Consider the following 23,386-nt stretch of genomic DNA (forward strand, 5'->3'; position numbering starts at 1 on the left):
GGGGATTCTATCTATGAATAGAATAAATTTACTTGATGAAGATACCTCAAATAAAATAGCCGCTGGAGAAGTTATAGAAAGACCATCCTCTGTTGTTAAGGAACTTATAGAAAATAGTATAGATGCTAATGCTAAAAACATCACTGTTGAAATAGAAGAGGGTGGTACTTCCCTAATAAGGATAATAGATGATGGAGATGGTATCTATCCAGAGGATCTAAAAAAAGCCTTCCTTCCTCATGCAACAAGTAAGATAAAAGACTCAGAGGATATCTTCTCTATAAAAACTTTAGGTTTCAGAGGGGAAGCACTTCCATCTATTGCTGCAGTTTCATTGGTTAATGTGAAATCTAGAATTGGGGAAGAGGATTTTGGCCGTGAACTTATTATAGAGGGTGGAGTAATTAAAGAGTTTAAAGAATGCGGAAGTAATAAAGGGACATCACTCGAGGTTAGGGACATATTTTTTAATGTTCCAGCTAGGAAGAAGTTTCTAAAGACCTTATCAAGAGAATCTACTCTAATTACAGACGTGGTTAACAAAGCAGCACTAGCTAATCCAAATATAAGTTTCAAATTATATAATAGTGGAAAAAAGATAGTTCATACCTATGGAACTGATGATTTAAAGGATGTATTAAGAACAGTATATGGTAAAAACATAAGTGATAATTTAGTTTATTTTGAAAAGATAGATGATATAATCACACTTTATGGATACATAGGAACTGAAGAAATAGCTAGAGGCTCAAGGAATAATCAAAGTATCTTTGTTAATGGAAGATATATAAAGCATAAGTCAATTGCTGTTGCAGTTGAACATGCCTTTAAATCTTTTAGCACTGTAAATAAATTTCCTTTCTTTATTATATTTATAGATATTTATCCTGATCTAATAGACGTAAATATTCATCCAACTAAGGCAGAAATTAAATTTACAGATGATAGAATAATATTTAAACAGGTTTTTGAGGCTGTTCATTCTGCTTTAAAAGAAAAAGTCTTTTCGAATTTCAGACTACCTGAGGAAAAGATTAATGAAGATATTTCATTTAAGATAGAGGAATTAAAACTTGATATTAAACAACTTGGTGATGAAAAGGTAGCACTATTATCTTTAGAAAAGAAGGATAGGCTAGAGGTTACACTTCCCTTAGATTTAAAAAATGAAGTTGTTCGAGATCCTACAAATGAATTAATAAAGGAAACCTCTATACCCTTTAACGTTGAAAGCAAAGATGAAGCTTTAACTATTGGAAAAACGGCGAAATTTCCACCTATAAAGTTAATAGGCCAATTTAATAAAACTTATATTTTAGGAGAGTATGATGAGGTCCTATATATGATAGACCAACATGCGGCTCATGAAAAAATCCTTTTTGAAAAGTACCTAAAAAATATAGAAAATGCAAGCTTAATAGTTCAACCTTTGCTAATTCCAACAATTATAGATTTAACAATAGATGACTATGCAAACTATGAGGAGAATTACGACGTATTTAAAACTGCTGGTTTCATGCTTGAAGCTTTTGGAGGTAATACATTAAGTCTTAAAGAAGTACCTTACTTCTTAGGTAAATTAGATCCTAAGGGCTTATTTATAAATATATTAGATGATTTAAAGAACTTAGGTACTGGAAAAACAGTAGATGTTAAATATAATAGAATAGCTACCATGGCATGTAAAGCTGCAGTTAAGGGAAATGATTCCCTATCAGAAATTGAAATGCTAAAGCTAGTTGAGGAACTTAGATACATCGATGACCCTTTCCATTGCCCCCATGGTAGACCGACTATAATAAAGTTTAGTAATTATGATTTAGAAAAAAAATTTAAAAGGATAGTATAAGATGATGGAGAAGATGAAAAAGAAACTACTAGTAATAGCAGGTCCTACAGGAGTTGGAAAAACGGAACTTTCTATAGAGATTGCAAAAAAACTAAATGCTGAGATAATATCAGCAGATTCTATGCAAATATATAAGTATATGGATATAGGGTCTGGTAAAATAAGTGAAGAGGAAATGTCCCAAGTACCTCATCATATGATAGATGTTGTGCTTCCTTCTGACGAATTCTCCGTCTCTGATTTTAAAGATGGAGGCTTTAAGGCTCTAGAAGATATTATAGCACTAGATAAAATCCCCATGATTGTAGGAGGGACCGGTCTTTATATTAACGCTTTAACTTGCAATATGAATTTTTCTGAAACCGATAGGGATGAAAATTACAGATTAGAATTACAGAAATTAGTAGATGAAAATGGGAATGAGTCTCTTCATGAAATGTTAAAGGATATTGACCCAATTAGCTTTAAAGAAATTCATGCTAATAATGTTAAACGAGTAATAAGAGCTTTAGAAGTATATAAGAAAACTGGAAAACCATTTAGCTCTTATAATTCAGGAAGTGACTTTTACAATTCAGAATATGATATTCATTTTTTTGTCTTAACAATGGATAGAGATAAACTTTATGAAAATATTAATAAAAGAGTAGACATGATGATGGAAAAGGGACTTTTAGAGGAATGTATAAAGCTTAAGGAACGAGGATATAATTCTAATATGCAATCAATACAGGGGATAGGGTACAAGGAAGTATTCTTTTATCTTGAAGGAAAGATATCTATTATAGAAGCTGTAGAAATGATTAAACAAGGATCAAGAAATTATGCCAAGAGGCAATTAACCTGGTTTAGACGCGATCCTAGAGCAGTTTTTTTAGATAAAGATACGTGCACCCTTAAGGAGATAGTCTCTAAAATTATAGATGACATCAGCTAACAACAAGGGTATAATAAGGTTAAGATTAAAAATGGAGGTGCTTATATGATGAATAAACAACAAAATAATTTACAAGATATATTTTTAAACAATGCAAGGAAAAATAAAATCCAGGTGGTTATTTATTTAGCAAACGGATTTAAGCTTAAGGGTTTAGTAAAAGGATTTGATCCATTTACAGTTGTATTAGATCAGGAAGGTGAACAAATGCTTATTTATAAGCATGCGATTACTACAGTAACTCCATCAAAACCTATACTATTTACAGAGAGTGAAAATGAAACTGAACTATAATAAAAGGTGAAAGATTTACTTTCACTTTTTTTATTGATTTATATTTAACGGAGGATACTATGTTACAACAAACTAAAGATTTATTAAAAACAAACTACAAATTAAAAGATGAGACCTTAGATTTATATGAAAGAGCTATAAAGGATGTAGAAGGTCAATTTAAAATGTACGATGAGATTAGAGAATTTAATCAACTTAAAGTCTTAAAGGCATTTCAACAAGAAAGGATAAGTGATGCTCACTTCACTAATTCTTCAGGTTATGGTTATGATGATATAGGAAGAGATTCCTTAGATAAAGTGTATGCAAGGATTTTTAATGCAGAAGCTGCAATTGTTAGACCTCATTTTGTAAATGGGACACATGCCATAGGAGCAGCCTTATTCGGGAATTTACGACCAGGAGATAAATTGCTTTGCGTATCCGGAAAACCTTATGATACTCTTCATAGTATCATTGGTATTAGCGGTGATGAAAAAATAGGATCACTAAAGGAATATGGAATAAATTATGGACAAGTTGACTTAACTGAAAAAGGAAAATTCGACTTTGAAAAAATAAAAGAAGCCCTAGAAGATGGTTCTATAAAAATAGTACATATTCAAAGAAGTACAGGTTATGGATGGAGAAATTCCTTCTTAGTTTCCGAGATTGGAGAAGTAATTTCATATATTAAGAATCTAAGGAAAGATGTTAATGTCTTTGTAGATAACTGCTATGGAGAATTTATTGATGTAATTGAACCTACAGATGTAGGCGCTGATATAATAGCAGGTTCATTAATTAAAAATATTGGTGGAGGAATCGCTCCAGCTGGTGGATATATAGTAGGGAAAGAGGAATTAGTTAAACAAGCAGCATATAGATTAACTATCCCTGGAATAGGAGGGGAGTGTGGAGCTACTTTTGGACTTATGAGAACACTTTTCCAAGGGCTATTTTTAGCCCCTCACGTATCTATGGAAGCTGTTAAGGGTGCAATTTTTTGCTCAAGAATTATGGAGCTTGCAGGATTTGAAGTATTACCTAAGTTTGATGATAAGAGAAGTGATATTATACAAGCTATAAAATTTGGTAAAGAAGATCTGGTCGTTGACTTTTGCAAGGGAATACAATATGGGTCACCAATCGATAGTTATGTACAATGTGAACCTTGGGAAATGCCTGGATATAAAGATAAAATTATAATGGCAGCAGGTGCATTTGTACAAGGATCTTCAATTGAATTATCAGCTGATGCTCCAATTAGAGAACCTTATATAGCATATCTTCAAGGTGGATTAACTTTTGATCATGCTAAAATAGGAATTCTAATAGCATTAAATAAAGTGCTGGGATAATAAATAAAAGCTGGCTAGTATTTAAAACTAGCCAGCTTTTATTGTTTCACATCTAAAGCGTCTACAACATCTAAAGTGTCTACAACATCTAAAGTGTCTACAATATCTAAAGTATTTACAACATCTAAAGTATCTACACCATCTAAAGTATCTGCAACATCTAAAGTATCTAAAATAGTATAATAAGTATTATTTGATTTAATGATAAGTTTATCACCCTTGGGGATTTTTCGTATAAGCACATAAGCATCATATATATCGAAAGATGATAGAAGCGCATTTACGCAAATCAAGGCATACAAGCACATATTAGTATCTAAATTGATAAAAGCAATTAAAGGTATTATTGTAAGTACAACAAAAGGGACTACACTTGAAATAATAAGTCGTTGTCTTCTCAATTCTTTTTTACAATAACAAAAAGGTGTTAAGAGATTTTTATAAAAACCAATAAAACACTCATCGCTTTTTATTTTTACAGGGTAGAATAGGCAATGAATGAAATAATGCATAGGAATTATTATAAAACTCATTACAATTAAATATCCTAAAAACCAAAAAGCAGAATTAATAAATAAGGAACTGAAAGAATACATACTACAACCTAGTCCAAAACATGCGAAGAAATAAATAAAAAGCATTATAAGATAGGAATATTTTCTTTGATCAGTTATAGTATTAGTGTCTGCAACTATTAATTGATACCTACTTGGAATTTCCATTTCAATATTGGGAAAAGGACCATAAACGAACATTATATATATCCTCCTTAAGCAAAAAGATTATAAAAAAGAGCTATATTTAAATATATAGCTCTTGACATAATATTATTACTTAATATTGTCTAAATAATCCAACAAGTTTTCCTAATATACTGCAGGATTCAACAATAATTGGATCCATTGTATCATTCTCAGGTTGTAATCTTATATGGTTGTTCTCTTTGAAAAATCTTTTAATTGTTGCTTCATCATCTATTAGAGCGACTACAATTTCGCCGTTAGATGCAGAATCAGCATGTTCAATAATAGCTAAATCACCATCTCTAATACCAATATTTATCATACTTTCTCCTGAGACCTTAAGAATGAATAACTCTCTATCATGCTTAATGAAGTCCATTGGGATTGCAAAAGTATCTTCAATATTTTCAGTTGCTAGAATAGGAACTCCAGCTGTAACCTTGCCAACTATAGGAATATTAAGCATTTCTCTTTTTAATGCACTTAATTCTAAGATTTCTAAAGCTCTTGGTTTTGTCGGATCTCTTTTAATTAACCCTTTCTTTTCTAATCGCTTTAAATGTCCATGTACTGTTGAAGTAGATTTCAAAGAGACTGCTTCACAAATTTCTCTAACTGAAGGCGGATATCCTTTCTTTTCTGTAAAGTCAATTAAAAATCTATATATTTCTGCTTGTTTATCTTTAATTTCAACCATAATAACACCTCTTTTTTTATATTATATCATAAGGGTTTTATTATATCAAACCTATGTTCTCAAAACTAGTGTTCTTACTATAAATTTGCTAAAGGAGAAATTCTTTGTTATAATGAAGTTTATTATTTAATTAGGTGGTGGATCTATAATGGAAAAATATACAGACGATGATTACTGCGATTTATACAGTAAAAAAATATGCGATAACTGCGGAAAATGTCTAGAAGCAGATGGGATTGACACAAAAGCTATACGAATTGAAGATATTGCTAAAACAGTGGAAGAGAATACAATTCTTGAAGAAGAATATAAAAATGATATAGAATCAAAAGAGGAATCAATGAATGAAGAGTTTTCATTTGATGCAAAGAATAAGTTAAATGCGGCTTATGATGAATTTAAAAGTGAGACTGGATTTGACTTTTCGCAAGAAAATTATGAAGATGCTTTTGATCATATTGGGGAATTAGAAGGTGTAGACCTTTTTAACGATGAAGCTCTTAAAGAGTTTACTGAAGAAATATTTCCAGGAGTAAGGAAGTTAAAAGACAAATAACTATAGTATAAAATCACCCTGTATTACACAAGATATCTTAGAAATAGTAATATAGAGGTGATTTTATGTTTAAAAAAAGATTTATTTCTTTAGTTTTTGTTACTGGAATAGCATTGTCAACTTTTTTGATTGGCTGTGGAACTAATAAGACTGCAGATGATATTAGTAATAAACCTGCTAAACCTAGCACTAATCAACCCGCAGGGAATACCACTCAACCTGCAGAGAATAGTACTCAACCTGAAAAAGACAATACTGGAGAACCAGGCAGTACTTCTTCTGACATTGTTCCTAACTAAACTGCATCCTACAATTAGACACTTAATAAAATGTCTACCTTGTAGGATTTTTTTGTTTATAATAAAAAAAATATAAAATCACTCTATATTACAAAAGATACTTAAGAAGTATTAGTATGGAGGTGATTTTATGTTTAAAAAGAAATTCGTTCCGTTTGCTTTTATTATTGGAATATCCTTATCAGTTTTTTTACTTGGCTGTGGAACTAATGAAACTTCAGAAGATATTAGTAAGAAAGTAGAGGAGGGCGTTACAAAAACAGGTGAAACTGCTTCTGATCTTGTCAAGAAGATCACTGATTCTACTATGGATTATAATAGTGATGACTTAAAAAAAGATGTAGAATCCAAAGGATATATACCAAAAGAAGTAGAAGAAGGTGGAAAATCTTATTTTTCAGCTGAAAATAATGACTTTATAATCAATGGTGAAACGTTTTCAGTTTACCAATATAATGCTGAAGATAATACTAAACTTGAAGATGATCTTAGAAGTGTAACAGATAATGGTATGAAAATTAATGATACAAATGTAAATTGGAAGACAGCTCCACACATATATAAAAAGGGTAGAGTAGTGGTAATTTACGATGGAGATAATGAAATAGCCCTTACAGAAGCAAAAGAAATATTAGGGAATCCGGTTTTAGGATAGATAAAGGGTTATTTTACTCTTTATTGTCGTAATTAGGTTACATAATGTTTACTATGTAATATATTAATACAAAAAAGAAGCTAGTAAAAATTACTACCTTCTATAATTTAGATAAAGGATTGGATTTAACAGCTTCCCTTAAAGATTCTTCATCAACATGAGTATAAATTTGGGTTGTAGATATATCTTCATGGCCTAAAATACTTTGAAGACTTCTAATATCTACGTTCCCATACTTATACATAAGGGTAGCAGCAGTGTGCCTAAGTTTATGTGGAGTATATTTACCATCAACAATCCCTGCATTTTGAATATGTTTTTTAACCAGCAATTCTACAGTTCGTTTGTTAATAACACGATTCCTAGCAGAAATGAATAGAAATTTATTTTCAGCCTCAAGAACCTTTGATATATCTCTTACCTGCATGTAATTATTAATAGTCTTAACACATGCTTCATTTAAATAAACAGTCCGTTCTTTATTACCTTTTCCAATAATGGTTAGGGTATCAGTTTTAATTTTATCAATCTTTATGGAACAAAGTTCTGACAATCTCATTCCACAATTAAGAAATAAAGTTAAAATACAATGATCTCGTCTATAATTTTTGTCTTTACTATTTAAAGAACTTAATAAATCTAAACTTTGATCAAGTGTAAGATAAACTGGGTGTCGTTTATTTATTTTCGGAGATTCTAAATCTAGAGTAGGATTATCATCAATAATTTTCGCCTTACCCTGAAGAAATTTATAAAAGGATCGTAAAGCTGCCACTTTCCTAGCTCTAGCGTAACTTCCATTTTCTCTGACCTTTTCTACGTAGGATAGGAATGCGTAAATGTCAGTAAGCTTAATAGATCTAATAAAATCACTGTCAACATCATTTATAGGAATCTCAGAGAATTCAAGATTAACATCCTTAATTACACCCTTATAAACTTTTAAAAATCTAAAAAATAAAGTTAAATCTATTGCATATCCATTAATTGTATTAATAGATTTTCCTTTGATAGTTTCTAAATAATTTAAAAAGTCTATCATATTAGATGGATACATACTGTTATAAGGACTTTCAATTCCAAAATTCTCTGAAATTTCTTTGGATATTGCAGTTTCTTCATTATTTAAAGGCGGTATTATTAAATCCCTATTTTTGCCTTTAGTTTTAGCAGTTTGTTTTAGTTCTTCATTAAGACCTAATTCTTTAAACCATAATTGAACTGTACGAACTCCAACATCATAAATTAGTGCTATTTGAGATGTTGTAATCTTTTGTTTATATGAAAGAATGTAAAGATCCTCAATAATATATTCATAGCCTCGTTCAGCTTTAAGGTCATAAAAAGTAGAATAGATTGTATGAAGTCTTTTTCTATCAGCTTTATTTAATTCTACGTCAAAAAGCTTTAATATTTCCTGTGGATATTCGTAATTTTTATATTTAAGAGTTTTACTTCGCATTATTTTCATTTTTTTCACCTCTGTTAATATGCTCTAAAGCCTTGATTTCATTATATCACAGAGTTTTTTTTCCTACAAGAGTGCGAAATATAATAAATGTGTATTTAGCGAAGTTATTTATTCGCGTTTTTTTAATCTTTTCAAAACTTGTTTAAAAAGTTAAAGCTTTTTTAACCGGATTTAAGCTTTAACTTTTTATAAATACATACACTTCTACTAATATTAAAAACTTGAAATCTAATTTCTGTACAAATCGACACCATAAATAAACAAAAAAATAGAGAACAATATATTCTCTATTTTTTCATTTTTATAATTTATCTATTTTATTGTTATCACATACACATTGATCTGTTTCTAATACTATATTCATTAATGATAATATGACCTTATTTGTATTTTTTGAGTTTAGCCTATAATAATTCCAAGTACCTTCTTTTCTTGAACTAATTAAACCACATTCTATTAATACCTTCATATGATGAGATAAAGTTGGTTGAGTAAACTCAAAGTAATTCAATATTTCACAAGCGCATTTTTCGCCACAGGATAATAAATCAATTATCTTCAATCTATTTGAATCACTTAATGCTTTAAATGTTTTTGCAGTTACTTCATAATAGTTCTCCATAAAATCCTCCTATAAATCCAAGACCTTCAACAACTCTGCCGCTATGTTTCGTTCTTTACCTTTATATGGATAAGAATGAATATGAATAGCCGGATTAAAATTAATTTCAATTATTCCATATTTAGATCCTTCATCACTATAATTCTCTAACATCATATCAACTCCGCAAATTCTAGCGCCAGCTGCCTTTGCTGATTTTACTGCTATTTCTTTAAACTTATCTGGGATTTTATCAGTATAATCAATACTATCCCCTCCAGTGCTAATATTAGAATTTTCTCTTAGATATACTACTTCATCTTTACCTGGAATATAATTAAAATCTTTATTTTGATGTTTTAAAAACAGTTCTGCATTTTCATCTAAGTTTATCTTTTCAAGAGGTGTTCTATAATGATATCCTCTTAATGGATCTTCATTTTTAATTTCAACTAATTGTTTAATTGAACTAATACCATTTCCCATGACATTTGCCGGAACTCTATGAAGTATCCCTACTACTCTATCATCAAAAACCAAAAAGCGATATTCTTTTCCTTTGATAAATTCCTCAATAAGAACTGTATTATCATGTTTAAAAGCAATTTCAAATGCTTTTATTATATCATCCTTTGAAGCTCCATCTTTAAATATACTTATTCCTAACCCAAAATTAGTTGATTTAGGTTTAATTACTAAAGATGTATTTTTAAATCTATCTGCTGCAAGTAAAGCCTCTTTAATAGAACTAAACTCCTCCCCTTCGGGAACTCTAATCCCATTACTTTTCAGAACTTTTTTTGTAACTACCTTGTTCTCCATAATTAATACAGTTATATAGTTATCCTTAGAGGTTTTTGTCGCCTGTTTTACATACTCAACCTTTCCATCCTTTTTCAGAAGAATAAAGTTATCACTTCTATCTACAACTTCCACAGCAATACCTCTTTTAATAGATTCCTTCATTAAAATTTGAGTTGATAATTCTAGATCCTCATATCCTTCAAGCTTAAATCTATTCTCATATGAGCTCTGTTTAAATTTCTTTGCAAGGTCTATATGAGAATTAATATAACCGTCTTCCCTACTCATTTCTTTAACTTTATAAGCATAGGACAATTTAGGATCTTTAACTCTATTAACCATTTTATTTATGACATCTTCTTTTTTTAAGTTAAGTTCTTTATTAGTTATCATCATTTCATCCAATAGTTCTAATGCCCATTTTTCCTTTGATATTGATTCTCCGTTTCTCTTTAGCATAATTTCACCGGATCCTGAACTCGCAATTAAATATTGATTTGCTTGAGCTTCTTCCTGCCAACCATCCTGAGTTTTTTCTTCTTTTAAAAGTAAGAATAAATTAAATACCTGCAAGAAATATAAATCATCTAAACTTACGCCAGATTTCTCAAAAGGATTTATATCTATATTTCTATATTCTAAATATAAGATTCCATCGTTTATTAAGGAATTTTTTAAATCATCCTTATTTTTAGGTTTTAACCTTATTTGACTATAGAGTTCCTTATGACTTTCAATAACTCCATCACGAATAAATTCATCTATACTTTCTAAATGTTCCACTACAGAATCATAATTTGGAAATAAATTTGTTGTATTTTTATATCCCCATTCACTATTTCGGTAAGATAGACTTCCTTCGCAAGAAAAACTATCCTTTGATATTTCCTCTAAATCATTTTTACATTCACAAAGATAAGATTTATGAACTACGGAAGTTGCTCCTGTAAAGTATATAAGCAACCATCTATATCTAAGAAAATTTCTCGCTACCTTTAAGTAGATATTATCCTTAAATCCTTTATAGTCTATTTCCATATTCCCATCTTTATATAACTTTTCAATGAACTCCTCACTAAAGGAAAAATTAAAATGAATCCCAGAAATCAGTTGTTTTTTTCCACCGTATTTTTTCAATAAATATTCTCGATACTCATGAGCTCTATTATTTTTCTCTCCTTCTCCAAAGTTAGCAACTGGAATTTTATTCTCACCTGGCATAATAGAAGGCATTGATTGTGGCCAAAGATATTCGTCCCCTATTTCCATGGATACAATATCATAAAGTGCATTTAAAAAATTATAAGTCTCTTCTATATTTGTAAATGTAGGAGTTATCACCTCAACTTGACTTTCTGCAAAGTCAGTAGTTATATATGGATTCTCTATCTTTCTGCCAAATACTTTTGGATGAATCTCATAGGATATCCGTCCATCCTTACTAACCCTTAAGGCTTCTCTTTCTATACCATAATTTCCTTTTAATAATTCATTTGGAGTAAACATCTCTTTAAATCTATTTAACATTTTTTGTTTTCCTTTCTTACTTTGACTATATATATTAAATATGCGGCGATTCCCTTGAACATACTAGACAGTGCAATACTTAACCATATACCATTGAGTCCAAGGAATATGGTGAATAGTAAAGCCATAGGAATTCTTAACGCTGTAAAAACCACACTAATAGTAGCCGGTATATTAGGCTTACCAATACCAGTAAATAGACCATTTGATATTACCTCTATTGTACTAAATATTTGTGAAAACCCTATAACTTGCAAATAGGCTGAAGCAATTATAATTGTTGCATCGTCCCTAATGAAAATTTTGATTAGTGGCACATTAAAAAATATAAATACTACTGTTAATATTGATGAATATATTATACCAATCTTTAATGCAGCATTATATCCTTCTTTAATTCTCTCAAACTTTTTACCTCCGAAATTTTGACCTGTAAAACTTGCAATCGCTCCTTGAAACCCTCCAATAACCATATACCCTAGGGATTCAATTTGAAGTCCTATTTTTTGAGCTGCTATGGCATCTGATCCAAATCTTGCAATTATTCTAGCAAGTATTATATTTATCAAGGTAAATAGAATTCTTTGAAAAGCCATTGGAGTCCCAAGCTTTATTATTTCATTAACCTTTTTATAATCAAGTCCTATTTTCTTATTATAGTTAAAAGAGCCTTTAAATCTCATTCTATAAACTAAAAACATTACAAGGTTAGCAACTAAAGAACCAAGAGCTGCCCCTGATACTCCTAGCTTAAATATATAAATAAGAATTGGATCTAGTACTATATTAATTATTATGCCAAGTACACTAATTTTTAATGCTTCTTTAGTATTTCCATAACTTCCTAAAATTCTAGCATAGAGTAAATTAAAAAAAGTGAAAAATAATGTAGGAGCACTTAAGACTAAGTATGAATATGCATCTTTTTCTACAACTAGATTATCAATATTTAAAAAACCTATAAAAGCTTTTCCAAATAATATAAGAGCCAGTGCAAAAAGTAATCCTAAAATTACATTTATGAAAAGTCCTGCATTTATATATCTTTTAGATTCATTTTCTTCTTTTTTACCTAAGGAATGAGAAACCTTTATTCCAACGCCTATAACTACTAATGAGTTTACTGAATAGCCAAGGCTAACAAAAAAGCTTGCCGAACCGACACTTGCTACTGCATTACTGCCAAGACCTCCTACCCATATCATATCTATTATATTATAAGCAAACTGCAGAAAAGATGTTCCCATAATCGGCAAGGCAAGTGCCATTAAAACCGAAATGACCTTACCTTGTGTCAGATCTATTTTCTTCATTTGTCACCTCATAACTTTAGTGTTCTTCATATATAAATATAGATAACTATCTATGTTTTGTCAATAGATGATAGCAAAATAAAGAAGATGCTATTACAATTTAGCATCTTCTTTATCATTTTTAGTTGTATTTCTTTTCTAATTCTTCCAATAACAAAATATATTTTTCCTTTGTATTGCTATTTGTGTTTTCAAATCCAATACACTCTTCGTCTACCTTAGATAAGCTCTCTTCATCTAATTCTCTTTGTGCAAATTTATAGATTACATTATCCTCTTTGTCAATATGTCTTTCTAATAAATGAGTGTAGGAAATTGCATTAGCAATCACATCTAAGGTCGCTTCTTTATCACCACTTTTTAGTTTCTGCAACGATTCATCCAAGCTCATTATATAAAATCTTCCTAAATCATGTTCTACAAGCATTCCATATTTAACTGTTTTTTCAGCTATTGTTCCTAATTTTTCAACCATTTTATTAAAAAGTATCACTTCTTCTTTTTTATGATGATGTGCATCTGCATAATTTCTAATAAAATCAATCATTAAATAAAAATCATCATAATTAACTGACTTGCCTTCAAGAATTGTAAAAGTTGCTTTTCTTACTACTTTAAGCATTCTTTTAATATATTTATGTTCATCCATCATAAGCTCTATTGCATTCATTATCCTATTCTCCTTATTGACATTAATTCATTTTCATCTTCAATATACTCAAATTTACTATTAAGTGAATGAACAAAAGCCTTTATCCACAAACTTCTTAACTTATAGAAATATTCAACATCCCCATTTTCACCTTTCCAGATATCATGATGAACACACATGTTTCTTTTCCAAGAATGAATGTTATCATCTGAAGATACTACTTCATTTACCCTATCACAAGGCATTCCATCTAAAATATAATCATTTATTCTATTATAAATATCTGGTGCTGTAGAATATTCTAAATTTTCTTCCTGAACCTCTATTGCAGCCTTTTCTCCTTGTTTAATATAGATATTTTCCATTTTAAAAGAAGTCTCCTTACTATAATTCAAAGTTTTAGTAGTCCAAGCTGCCATTCTTCCTTCTGAAGCCTGTATTTTCCCCTGTAACCAACCATGAATATTGCTTGTATCTATCATATCTTCAAGTGGTACACTAGGAAGCTTCGCTCCATATTTTTCGTTAATCTCCTTTGATAAAGTTTCTATATCTAAGCCAGCATCCTTTGCAAGGCCAATTACTTCCACTTCTAATCCTTCAAACCATACAACTTTATTAAATAACCAATAGTGAACTTTTCCTAAAAATAAACTCATATTAATCTCTCCTCATATTCTTCATTATTTCATTACTTCATTAAATAAAGTATACTAAAATATCTTTATCTAGTCTGTAACCTATGTTACCTATGATGGACAGAAATATAAAAAGTTAGCTAAAGATTATACACTTTAGCCAACTTTATTTCAAAAAAGTCTAAATTTTAAACACTCTGTTGTAAGCAAGTCTTAAGATCTTCTTCTGGTGTACTTATCGGTCTTAGATTAAAGGTATCTACTAAGTATTGAAGTACATTTGGACTAATAAATGCTGGAAGGGATGGTCCTAGGAATATTCCCTTTACTCCAAGAGATAATAATGCTAAAAGATCAGCAACAGCCTTCTGCTCATACCATGACAAAACTATTGACAAAGGTAATCCATTTACATCAGTATCAAATGCATCTGCTAAAGCTGTAGCAATTCTCACCGCTGAGTATGCATCATTACATTGTCCTACATCTAACAACCTTGGAAGTCCTGCAACTTCACCGAATTGCAATTTATTAAATCTATATTTACCACAAGCTAATGTAAGTATAATACAGTCCTTTGGAACCATCTTCGCAAGATCTGTATAGTAATTTCTACCAGGTCTTGCACCGTCACATCCTCCGATTAAGAAGAAGTGTCTTAAATCTCCACTTTTTACTGCACTAATTATTTCACTTGCATGGCTTAATGTTGCATTATGACCGAACCCAACAAGAATTTCTTTAGGCTTCTCTGAGCTTTGGAAACCACCAAGTTCTAATGCCTTATCTATAATCTTAGAAAAATCCTTATACCCATCCTTATCAGCTGGAATATATTCTACTCCATCCCATCCAACAACACTTGTTGTAAATATCCTGTCCTTATATGTTTCTCTAGGTCTCATAAGACAATTTGTAGTCATTAACATACATCCAGGAATTCCATCAAACTCTTTTTGTTGATCTTGCCACGCCCCACCATAGTTTCCTACAAGATGAGAATATTTATTTAGTTCTGGATATCCATGGGAAGGAAGCATTTCTCCATGAGTGTAAATATTTATCCCCTTTCCTTCTGTTTGTTCTAATAACATTTCTAAATCTCTTAAATCATGACCTGAAACTATAATAAATGGTCCCTTTTGAATATTTACATTAACTTTATGAGGTGTTGGATGCATGTATTTAGTAGTATTAGCATCATCTAATAACTTCATAACAGCAACACTCATATCGCCAGTTCTCATTGTCATTTGAATTAATTCTTCCACAGAAAGATTGCCGTTTGTTACAGCTTCTAAAGCTCTAAAATAAAAATTATCAACTTGGTCGTCTTCATATTTAAGGGCTCTAGCCTGATGAGCATATGCACTTACCCCTTTAAGTCCAAAAATAATAGTTTGTCTTAAAGATCGTACATCTTCATTAAGATCTTTATCATACATAATTCCAGCTTTTATTGAATCTTCAAGCATTTCTTCTTTTGTATCACTTAAATTATAAGTCGCCTGATCTGGATACGACTTATCGCCAGAAACTCTATTTCTTAGGTCCTTTTTTATCTGTTGAGATTTTTTAAGCATTTCAACATGGACCTCTGCATCAAAGTTAACATTAGTTAAAGTAGTAAATAGTGAATTTTCAACAAAAGAAACTATCTCTTTTTCTATAGTTTCTCCTTTTTCAATCAAATCAACACAATAACAACTTATTCCTTTTGCCTGATGTAATAGTAAATCTTGCAGATTCGCTATTTCAGGTGTTTTACCACATACGCCCATTTTAGTACAACCTTTTCCCCCTGCTGTTTGTTCGCATTGATAGCAAAACATTGGATTTCTATCCACTACAATCACTCCTTAATCTTTTATAATATTAGTATTATCATTTTTTATTTTTGTATACGTATTCTTATCATTAACATACCACATAATGACAAATTTTGCTAATTTGATTTTAAAAGACATCTTTCGCCTATTCAAATCTTAAAGCGTCTATAGGATTTAATTTAGATGCCTTTATATTATAGCGGGATAAATCCCAAATATTACTCCTATTAAAAAATAAGAATATGAAAGCATTGCCCCTATAATAATTATATTTTTATAAAGTGTCAATTTAATGTCAAGTTTGTTATAATTATATTTATTTGGAATTAAAGACATAGAAATATCACTATAGATATATATTAAGAAAGAAGGTATTATAAATGAAAACATTAGTAATTTATTATTCTTTAGAAGGAAATACAAAACTAATAGCTGAAACTATAGCGAAAGAAACAAATGCTGATATATTAGAACTTAAAACTAAGAAAGAATATCCAACAGGAAGATTTAAGAAATATCTTTGGGGTGGAAAAAGCGTACTACTGAATCAAAAGCCAGATCTATTAGAAATAGATCTAGATCCAAACGAGTATGATCGCATATTTATAGGAACTCCTATATGGGTTGGTACTTATGCTCCACCATTTAATACCTTTATAGAAAATTGTAATATAGAAAACAAAAAAATATGTTTATTCGCTTGTCATGGTGGCGGAGGAGCAAAAAAATTCTATACTAATTTTAAAAACAAATTACCAAATAATGAGTATATAGGAGAGATAGATTTTCTAGAACCTGTTAAAAAGAATACTGAGGAAAGTCTGATCCAAGTTAGAGTATGGATTAATAACCTTAAATCGTAATTAATTTTAATATAATTTCAAAAAAAATAGCAGTATTATAACATTTAAAATAAATGCCTTTATAATACTGCTTAAATTATTTATTTAGTACTTCTTTGCCATGTTTCGTTAAGACCAATTTTTCATAATATATTAATGATACATTATTTTTATATACACTTACTTCTTCGCCCTCTACCATTGCCCAACCTCTCCCTCTTATATAGCCTTTCGATATAAGCCGTCTTAGGTAATATGCTATTTCATTAACTGCATATTCTTTTTCTATATCACAATTATATTCAATATCTTTTTTCCCATTTATTTTTTTAATAACATATTTTAAAACATAAAGTTCTTTTTCTTTCATGATATTCACACCTTTCATATACTATTATTATACACATTTTAGCGAATTTCTTCTATTAATTACAAAAAACTATAGAAATAGATTGTCTTGAAATTTTAAGTATATAAGCTATTCCTATTTTTTTAGGTAGTTTAAGAACCTATTATTTGTAGCAGCTATTTCTTTTTCTACTTCATTGCTATAATAAATATTTTTAATCAATTTATTATTGCACCCCCAAATATTTAATTCAACAACTTGGTAATTATCAAGATCTGCAATATGCTTGTCATAACTAGCTGCTCTAGTTACCAAAAGAGAAACTGCTTTGTAAAATTCATTATCTTTATTTTTCTCAATAGCTAATTGAACACCTTTTTCAGAAATTTTATTAAAAAGCAGAAAATCTGCAGGAACCATTGATTTAGGCACTTTGCCAGTATCTACATAAAAGTATGTACAGTTTTCTAACAAATAATTTAGACATGAAAACATTAAAATTCTATCCTTCATATCATTAAATCTATCCTTTTTCCCTTTGCTATCCCTTAACGCATCAATAGTTATGGTGTAATTCTTGATATCATTTATAAAAGTTTTTTTATTTATACTCTTTGAATCTATATGTTGGATTCCTAATAGGTGATGTATACGAGACTTGTCCATATTTAATCGTACAATCCACCCATTATTAAGTTTGTATTCATATATTTTCCCATGAAAATTTTCCTCAAAAAATTCTATATATAACAACAATGAAATATCCGATATTTTTGGCATTTCATTTTGAGTCAACAATTGTATTTTTGTCAACATATAAAATCCCCCTTTTACAAAAAAAAACGTCTTATTAAATAAGACGTTCTTCTTTAGATGACGAACTGCTATGAACCCACAGCTAGGGTTTCTATGGTATTATTATTGTCCCCCAATAGGGAAAGAAGGTCATCTCTGCTCCCATTACTTTATAGCCTATCAGCTAAAGGCATTTCTCCATTAAATGTATTGTTCTATTAATATAATTATACACTATTAATATATTAGATGCAATCTATTATGAATTACAATATTTAATATACGACTTTTATTAATTTATAATGCTTTTACGTACCATACATCGCAAGCATAATGTTCAGTTACAATTAAAGGTTTTCCCAATTGAATAAATCCATGCTTTTTATAGAATTTATTAGCTGCAACCATATTACTAAAGGTTTCGAGATAGCATTTTTCATAATGTTCTTTTGCAAAGTCTAAAGAAGTTTTCATTAGTTCACTTGCAATTCCAGTACCTCTTATCTCTTTTAGAGAATACATTTTCTGCAATTCGCATGTGTTTTGTATACCATTTAGTGATCCAATCCCACAACCAGCAACTATTTTATTATTTTCTTCAACAACCCAATATTTAGATTTTTCATTTTGATATACTTGATAAAAACGTCCTAAATCAGGGTCAGACCATGCACAACCAGGCTTATCTCCTCCGAATTCTATTAAACAAGTTCTAATAAGCGACTCTACTTCTTTATTATCTTTCTCTTGTATTTCTCTTATTAACATAAATATCACCCCATTATCCACCTGCTTAAATCTATCCAATATCATATCCAAGTGAGTGACTTCACTACCGTTTAATAGGTATAATTCATTAATCACTTAAATTATTTTGTATTATTTTAATTTCATCAAGATTTGCCAGAAATATATCTACTATTTTAGGATCAAATTGTTTGCCACGCTGTTTCTTAATATATTCTACTATTTTAGTAAACTCCCATTTTTTCTTGTAAACACGGTCAGTTGCTAATGCGTCAAAGACATCAGTTAAAGAAACAATTCTACTATAAATCCCAATTTTGTCACCGCTTATCCCCCTTGGATAACCAGTACCATCATATCTTTCATGATGCTCTAGAGCAATTATTGAGGCAATTTTCAAAACCTTTTTATTAGAATTTGATAAAATCTCATTTCCTATAACAGCATGAGTTTTCATGATTTCAAATTCTTCTACAGTAAGCTTACCTGGCTTTAATAATATATTATCAGGAATTGATATCTTCCCAACATCATGTAAAGTAGAAGCGATTCTTACAATATCGGCTTCTTTTTCAGGAATACCATATTTCAGTGCAATAAGTTTAGAATACTGAGCAACTCGTTTAATATGATTACCAGTTTCTTGTGAACGAGCTTCTGTAACAGCTCCTAACTTATATACTATTTCATTTTGAGTATCAATATTATCCTTAATAAGAAGTCTTATACTTGAAATCATATCATTAAATCCTGTAGAAATTTCAGCGATCTCGTCACTATTATTATCTGAAAGTTCTATATCAAGTTTTCCCATTTGGACTTCATTCATATGCTTCTTTAATCTACTTAGTGGTCTTGATATACTAAATGAAATTATAAAAGAGAGAGGTATTGCAAATATTAAACATACTAATCCAATAAATATTATACTCAACATCAAACTTTTTGATTCTTCCTGAAGATATGTATATGGAATAGTACTTACTATAAACCAATCACAGTTAGTAATACGATTATAGGCTACCAATCGTTTTTCACCCAGGATATCCATTGAAAAACTATGTTGTTTTAATTCATTGTTCTCTATAACTTTCTGTATTAGCGTTTTTTCTAAATATTCTTTATTTATTGGTGCTTTAGATTCATCATTACTGGATACTATTTTACCTTTTGAATCCATAATTAGAACATCTGCATCTTCTCCAATTTCCAACTGCTTACAAATATCCGAAATATATGAATCTTTAAATGTTAGTATTAAGGTTCCAATTTCTTCACCAGTAATATGGTTTTTTATAATACTATCAATTGCAACTTGAAAATTTCCATTCAAATCCTTGACTATTGTGTAATTATATTTGTAATTGTCATCTTTAGTTTCATTATAAATTTCAATAAGTTGATTTGGGTCATAATTATTTTGACCAGTTCCCATTATTACATTACTATTAATAATAATATTTAAACTAGTTATATCCGAAGAGGCATTAAATGCTGAAAGCCTCATTTTTTCTACAAACTTTAAAGTAATATCGTCTTCTATTTTATACTTTTCAGTATTAGTTAATTTCGTATAATCAATTAAATTCTTTTGTATCTCATCAGTCATAGCTAGCTCTTCACATAAACTTTCTTTAAAAGTCAATTCAGTTTGCAAGTTTCTGCTAACGTCATCCATTACTTGAACTGAATAAGTGTTAATTTTAGTCTGAATAGCATCACTTGATTTTTTGTAACTTATTAAGCTGGTAGCTGCTAACGGGACAATGGATAGCAATAAAAATGATACTATAAGTCTTGTCTGAATTCTAATGCTTCTTATTTTTATCTTCACCACAATCTCTCTCTTTCCTTTAATCGTATAATAAAGTCTTCATATCTTCGTCATCCATATTAGTTTTGTCATACCATTTGTACCCAGTGTCTATTGTACTTGTTAATTCTTCTCCCTTTGAAGCCTTGTAAGCAGCCTCAACAGCTTTGTAACCTATGTTAAACGGATCCTGACTAATTGCACCAAGCATTGTTCCATTCCTTACAGATTCCTTTTGTAGCTTACCAGCATCAAATCCAACAAGTACAATCTTTCCTACTTTATCTTTTTCGATTACACCATTAATTAGACCATATGCTGAGCCTTCATTTGTTGCAAAGATTCCCTTTATATTTGGGTACTTATCAATAATCGTCCTAGTAATGTTTTGTGAAATATCATGGTCACCGCCGCTATATTCAACAGCTACAACCTTTATATTAGGATATTTTTCTTTCATTTGATTTACAAAACCATCACGACGTTCTGTCCCTGTAGTACTTACAGAATCATGACATATAACTGCAATTTCCCCTTCTTGCCCTATAGCAGCAGCCAATTTATCGGCTGCTGCACTTGAAGCAACCTCATTGTCCGTAGCTACCATAGTAATCGGGATATCGCTATCTACCCCTGAGTCAAATCCAATAATAGGTATATTAGCAGCTTTAGCCTTCTCAAGTTGAGGAATAACTGCGTCACTATTACAGGCTGCCAACACAAGCGCTGAAGGCTCCTTACTTAAAGCCGATTCAATCATTTCAATTTGCTTATTAATAGCAGCATCACCTTCTGGACCTTCAAAGGTTATTCTAACATTGTAGTCCTTAGCTGCTTTATTGGCTCCCATCTTAACCGATTGCCAATATTGATGCTGCCACCCCTTTGAAATAATCGGAATATAAATTTCTTCTTCATCCTTACTTTCTAAAGACTCATTAACTTTTGTGCTACTATTCGAATTTCCACAACTAACTAAAAATAATGCAATAAATATTGGACAACAAATACTACAAAACACTTTTATATTTTTCATTACTATCTTCCCCTATGATGTATTTTTTCGGTAGTTAATTCACAACTTACTTATTAAATCTATATAAATTTTTTCTTAATATAATTATCACTCTTAACCTATTATTACACTATTATACAATAAAATTACCATAATATTCAGCTTATACATGAAAAAAATTTAATTACTTTTGCTATATTTTGAAATCCAACTAAATTAAACATAAATAATTGCACCAGCATAACCCAGTGCAATTATTTATCTTCCTTTTTTATATAGCAAAAGAGAGCTATAATATTAAATTAAGCTCTCTTACAAAAAAACGCCCTATTTATTTCTTCCTTTTCTTCCACTCGGATCAACACTTTCTTTAACTGGTTTTAACGGTAACCCTTTTTTTCTTTGTTGTGTTTGTGGTGCTTGTACTGTAGGCTTTTTTGGTGGTGTATTAGGTCTATTAATTCCTGCCATAAATTTCACCCCCCTTCCAAAATAATATAATGAACATGGTCAAATAAATATCTATTCCTAAATTTTTAGTAAAGGTATATAAATTAATACATTCTATATTATACTTATTTATAATATTATTTGCAAAATTATTATTTTTTATAAAAAGGAGTGGAATCTTTTGTTGCATTTTTAGTAAAGGTGTCGCCCATGGAAATTAAATCAATATATTCATCCTTACCTAAATACAACTTAGTAACAGCAGCTACCTGTGAAAATAATTCATCCTTTCCGCCTATAAAATCAATAATAAGTAGTAAGTTTGGCTTTTCTTCACCCTCTCTACTATATAAAAACAAATGTGCACTATCTACGTTATTATGCTCTTTAAAAAAAGTTATTAAAGCGTCCACCATCTCCTGAGGATACTTCGCAGGCTGTCCAAGAAAAATTTTAGTATTCTTTTTCACAACTACTTCTGATACTTCTAATACTTCTGATTTTATTTTAGAAAAGTATTCCATTAATTCAGGGGTAATAAGAAAGTTTTGTCCATAGGCATTTATAACAAAACCTTTTATATTTAAATTATCTTTTAACACCATAGCTTTTAAGTCGTCGTAGGGAACAATCAAAGTTTGTTCTTTCTGTTTAGACCACTTGCCTAGCTCTTCCCAATCTGTAAATGCAAGAAAAAAGGCTTCATCTACACTATTAGTTATGGTTTTAAAACTCATAGTCGAGTCTTCCTTAATCACTCCATTTTCTATTTCACCTTTAAATATTATAGGCGCCAAAAAATTAGCTTTAGTAAGTTTTTCAATAAAAGCAAATTCATTCTCTACAGTTTTTTCATTTAAGCAAGTATTCATGCTATTGACTAATTCTACATTTGTTAGAGGTTTGTTTACATCTATCATAAGACACATCCTTCTATTTTATTAATAGTTATACTAATCAGCAAATCCATGCTAAATTTATTTATTATTTATATATCCTATTATATCAAATTACGCTATTAGAGTAAAATTTCTATGAAATAGTGATTGAGTCAAGTAAAAGTGGGCAACTATTTTATTATCCATTATTTTACAGTATATATTTATAACTTCCCTTAAGCATTTTTACTCTTAATTGTAACTAATATCTCCAAATCCTTTTAATCCACAT

24 protein-coding genes are annotated in these 23,386 nt (G+C 29.9%); 8 read left to right on the forward strand and 16 right to left on the reverse strand.

All coding sequences use genetic code 11. The features are described 5' to 3' along the window. Positions 1-13: 13 nt before the first annotated feature. From mutL to CLVI_RS12710, 4 genes are read left to right on the forward strand one after another with little or no spacing between them, the layout of a single operon-like run. Positions 14-1,849, forward strand: a complete 1,836-nt coding sequence (gene mutL, locus CLVI_RS12695) for a DNA mismatch repair endonuclease MutL (protein WP_106060494.1) — start codon at positions 14-16, stop codon at positions 1,847-1,849. A gap of 13 nt (positions 1,850-1,862) precedes the next feature. Then, positions 1,863-2,786: a tRNA (adenosine(37)-N6)-dimethylallyltransferase MiaA gene (gene miaA / locus CLVI_RS12700; RefSeq protein ID WP_106060514.1), complete on the forward strand. Its 924-nt coding sequence runs from the start codon at positions 1,863-1,865 to the stop codon at positions 2,784-2,786. 48 nt (positions 2,787-2,834) lie between these two features. After that, positions 2,835-3,080, forward strand: coding sequence for an RNA chaperone Hfq (gene hfq, locus CLVI_RS12705; protein ID WP_207655382.1), 246 nt, complete (start codon positions 2,835-2,837; stop codon positions 3,078-3,080). Between the two features lie 59 nt (positions 3,081-3,139). Continuing rightward, positions 3,140-4,420 (forward strand): methionine gamma-lyase family protein, encoded by a 1,281-nt coding sequence (locus CLVI_RS12710; protein ID WP_106060496.1) that lies wholly within the window; start codon positions 3,140-3,142, stop codon positions 4,418-4,420. Between the two features lie 38 nt (positions 4,421-4,458). Here CLVI_RS12710 and CLVI_RS12715 read toward each other — a convergent pair whose 3' ends face one another. Together CLVI_RS12715 and lexA are read right to left on the reverse strand one after the other, a co-directional pair. Next, a complete protein-coding gene (locus tag CLVI_RS12715) occupies positions 4,459-5,175 on the reverse strand; it encodes a DUF3267 domain-containing protein (RefSeq protein ID WP_106060497.1) in 717 nt (238 codons plus the stop codon). Positions 5,176-5,254: 79 nt separating this feature from the next. After that, positions 5,255-5,860 (reverse strand): transcriptional repressor LexA, encoded by a 606-nt coding sequence (gene lexA, locus CLVI_RS12720; RefSeq protein ID WP_106060498.1) that lies wholly within the window; start codon positions 5,858-5,860, stop codon positions 5,255-5,257. 148 nt (positions 5,861-6,008) lie between these two features. Between lexA and CLVI_RS12725 the strand changes: the two genes are divergently transcribed. The 3 genes from CLVI_RS12725 to CLVI_RS12735 all read left to right on the forward strand — a co-directional run bounded on the left by CLVI_RS12725 (position 6,009) and on the right by CLVI_RS12735 (position 7,370). Then, positions 6,009-6,416 carry a hypothetical protein gene (locus CLVI_RS12725; RefSeq protein WP_207655380.1) on the forward strand — a complete coding sequence of 136 codons (408 nt, stop codon included), beginning with the start codon at positions 6,009-6,011 and terminating at the stop codon, positions 6,414-6,416. Between the two features lie 65 nt (positions 6,417-6,481). Next, entirely contained in the window at positions 6,482-6,715 is a 234-nt protein-coding gene (locus CLVI_RS12730) for a hypothetical protein (RefSeq protein ID WP_106060500.1), read from the forward strand. A 130-nt stretch (positions 6,716-6,845) separates the two neighbouring features. Further along, positions 6,846-7,370 (forward strand): hypothetical protein, encoded by a 525-nt coding sequence (locus tag CLVI_RS12735; RefSeq protein ID WP_106060501.1) that lies wholly within the window; start codon positions 6,846-6,848, stop codon positions 7,368-7,370. Positions 7,371-7,470: 100 nt separating this feature from the next. On the opposite strand, the gene CLVI_RS12740 is transcribed toward CLVI_RS12735, so the two are convergent. The 7 genes from CLVI_RS12740 to hcp all read right to left on the reverse strand — a co-directional run bounded on the left by CLVI_RS12740 (position 7,471) and on the right by hcp (position 16,223). Then, a complete protein-coding gene (locus tag CLVI_RS12740) occupies positions 7,471-8,427 on the reverse strand; it encodes a tyrosine recombinase XerC (RefSeq protein WP_242980689.1) in 957 nt (318 codons plus the stop codon). A 715-nt stretch (positions 8,428-9,142) separates the two neighbouring features. Continuing rightward, a complete protein-coding gene (locus CLVI_RS12745) occupies positions 9,143-9,463 on the reverse strand; it encodes an ArsR/SmtB family transcription factor (protein WP_106060502.1) in 321 nt (106 codons plus the stop codon). Positions 9,464-9,472: 9 nt separating this feature from the next. Next, positions 9,473-11,773, reverse strand: a complete 2,301-nt coding sequence (gene gshAB, locus CLVI_RS12750; RefSeq protein WP_106060503.1) for a bifunctional glutamate--cysteine ligase GshA/glutathione synthetase GshB — start codon at positions 11,771-11,773, stop codon at positions 9,473-9,475. Then, positions 11,767-13,086, reverse strand: coding sequence for an MATE family efflux transporter (locus CLVI_RS12755; RefSeq protein WP_106060504.1), 1,320 nt, complete (start codon positions 13,084-13,086; stop codon positions 11,767-11,769). The genes gshAB and CLVI_RS12755 overlap by 7 nt, the downstream gene beginning before the upstream one ends. Positions 13,087-13,207: 121 nt before the next feature. After that, positions 13,208-13,756: a hemerythrin domain-containing protein gene (locus CLVI_RS12760; RefSeq protein WP_106060505.1), complete on the reverse strand. Its 549-nt coding sequence runs from the start codon at positions 13,754-13,756 to the stop codon at positions 13,208-13,210. After that, the gene (locus tag CLVI_RS12765; protein WP_106060506.1) at positions 13,756-14,397 is read right to left on the reverse strand and encodes a hypothetical protein; all 642 of its coding nucleotides are present in this window, start codon (positions 14,395-14,397) and stop codon (positions 13,756-13,758) included. Before CLVI_RS12765 ends, CLVI_RS12760 begins: the two co-directional genes overlap by 1 nt. A gap of 167 nt (positions 14,398-14,564) precedes the next feature. Then, positions 14,565-16,223, reverse strand: coding sequence for a hydroxylamine reductase (gene hcp, locus CLVI_RS12770; protein WP_207655381.1), 1,659 nt, complete (start codon positions 16,221-16,223; stop codon positions 14,565-14,567). 362 nt (positions 16,224-16,585) lie between these two features. Between hcp and CLVI_RS12775 the strand changes: the two genes are divergently transcribed. Further along, the gene (locus CLVI_RS12775) at positions 16,586-17,068 is read left to right on the forward strand and encodes a flavodoxin family protein (RefSeq protein WP_106060507.1); all 483 of its coding nucleotides are present in this window, start codon (positions 16,586-16,588) and stop codon (positions 17,066-17,068) included. Between the two features lie 76 nt (positions 17,069-17,144). Here the strand turns inward: CLVI_RS12775 and CLVI_RS12780 are convergent, their stop codons facing one another. From CLVI_RS12780 to CLVI_RS12805, 7 genes are all read right to left on the reverse strand, one after another. Further along, entirely contained in the window at positions 17,145-17,417 is a 273-nt protein-coding gene (locus CLVI_RS12780) for a hypothetical protein (protein ID WP_106060508.1), read from the reverse strand. Positions 17,418-17,531: 114 nt separating this feature from the next. Next, a complete protein-coding gene (locus CLVI_RS12785; RefSeq protein ID WP_106060509.1) occupies positions 17,532-18,212 on the reverse strand; it encodes a PBECR4 domain-containing protein in 681 nt (226 codons plus the stop codon). A gap of 276 nt (positions 18,213-18,488) precedes the next feature. Next, on the reverse strand, positions 18,489-18,959 hold the full coding sequence (locus CLVI_RS12790) for a GNAT family N-acetyltransferase (protein WP_106060517.1): 471 nt from the start codon (positions 18,957-18,959) through the stop codon (positions 18,489-18,491). A gap of 88 nt (positions 18,960-19,047) precedes the next feature. Further along, a complete protein-coding gene (locus tag CLVI_RS12795; RefSeq protein WP_146127332.1) occupies positions 19,048-20,775 on the reverse strand; it encodes an HD domain-containing phosphohydrolase in 1,728 nt (575 codons plus the stop codon). Positions 20,776-20,791: 16 nt separating this feature from the next. Continuing rightward, complete coding sequence (locus CLVI_RS12800; protein ID WP_106060511.1) at positions 20,792-21,787, reverse strand: ABC transporter substrate-binding protein; 996 nt, start codon at positions 21,785-21,787, stop codon at positions 20,792-20,794. A gap of 306 nt (positions 21,788-22,093) precedes the next feature. Beyond that, the gene (locus CLVI_RS17510) at positions 22,094-22,237 is read right to left on the reverse strand and encodes a hypothetical protein (RefSeq protein ID WP_170065667.1); all 144 of its coding nucleotides are present in this window, start codon (positions 22,235-22,237) and stop codon (positions 22,094-22,096) included. Positions 22,238-22,368: 131 nt separating this feature from the next. Then, positions 22,369-23,136 (reverse strand): enhanced serine sensitivity protein SseB, encoded by a 768-nt coding sequence (locus CLVI_RS12805; RefSeq protein WP_170065668.1) that lies wholly within the window; start codon positions 23,134-23,136, stop codon positions 22,369-22,371. Positions 23,137-23,386: the final 250 nt, after the last annotated feature.

The sequence above is a fragment of the Clostridium vincentii genome, from assembly GCF_002995745.1.
In the GTDB taxonomy this organism is placed as follows: Bacteria; Bacillota; Clostridia; order Clostridiales; family Clostridiaceae; genus Clostridium; species Clostridium vincentii.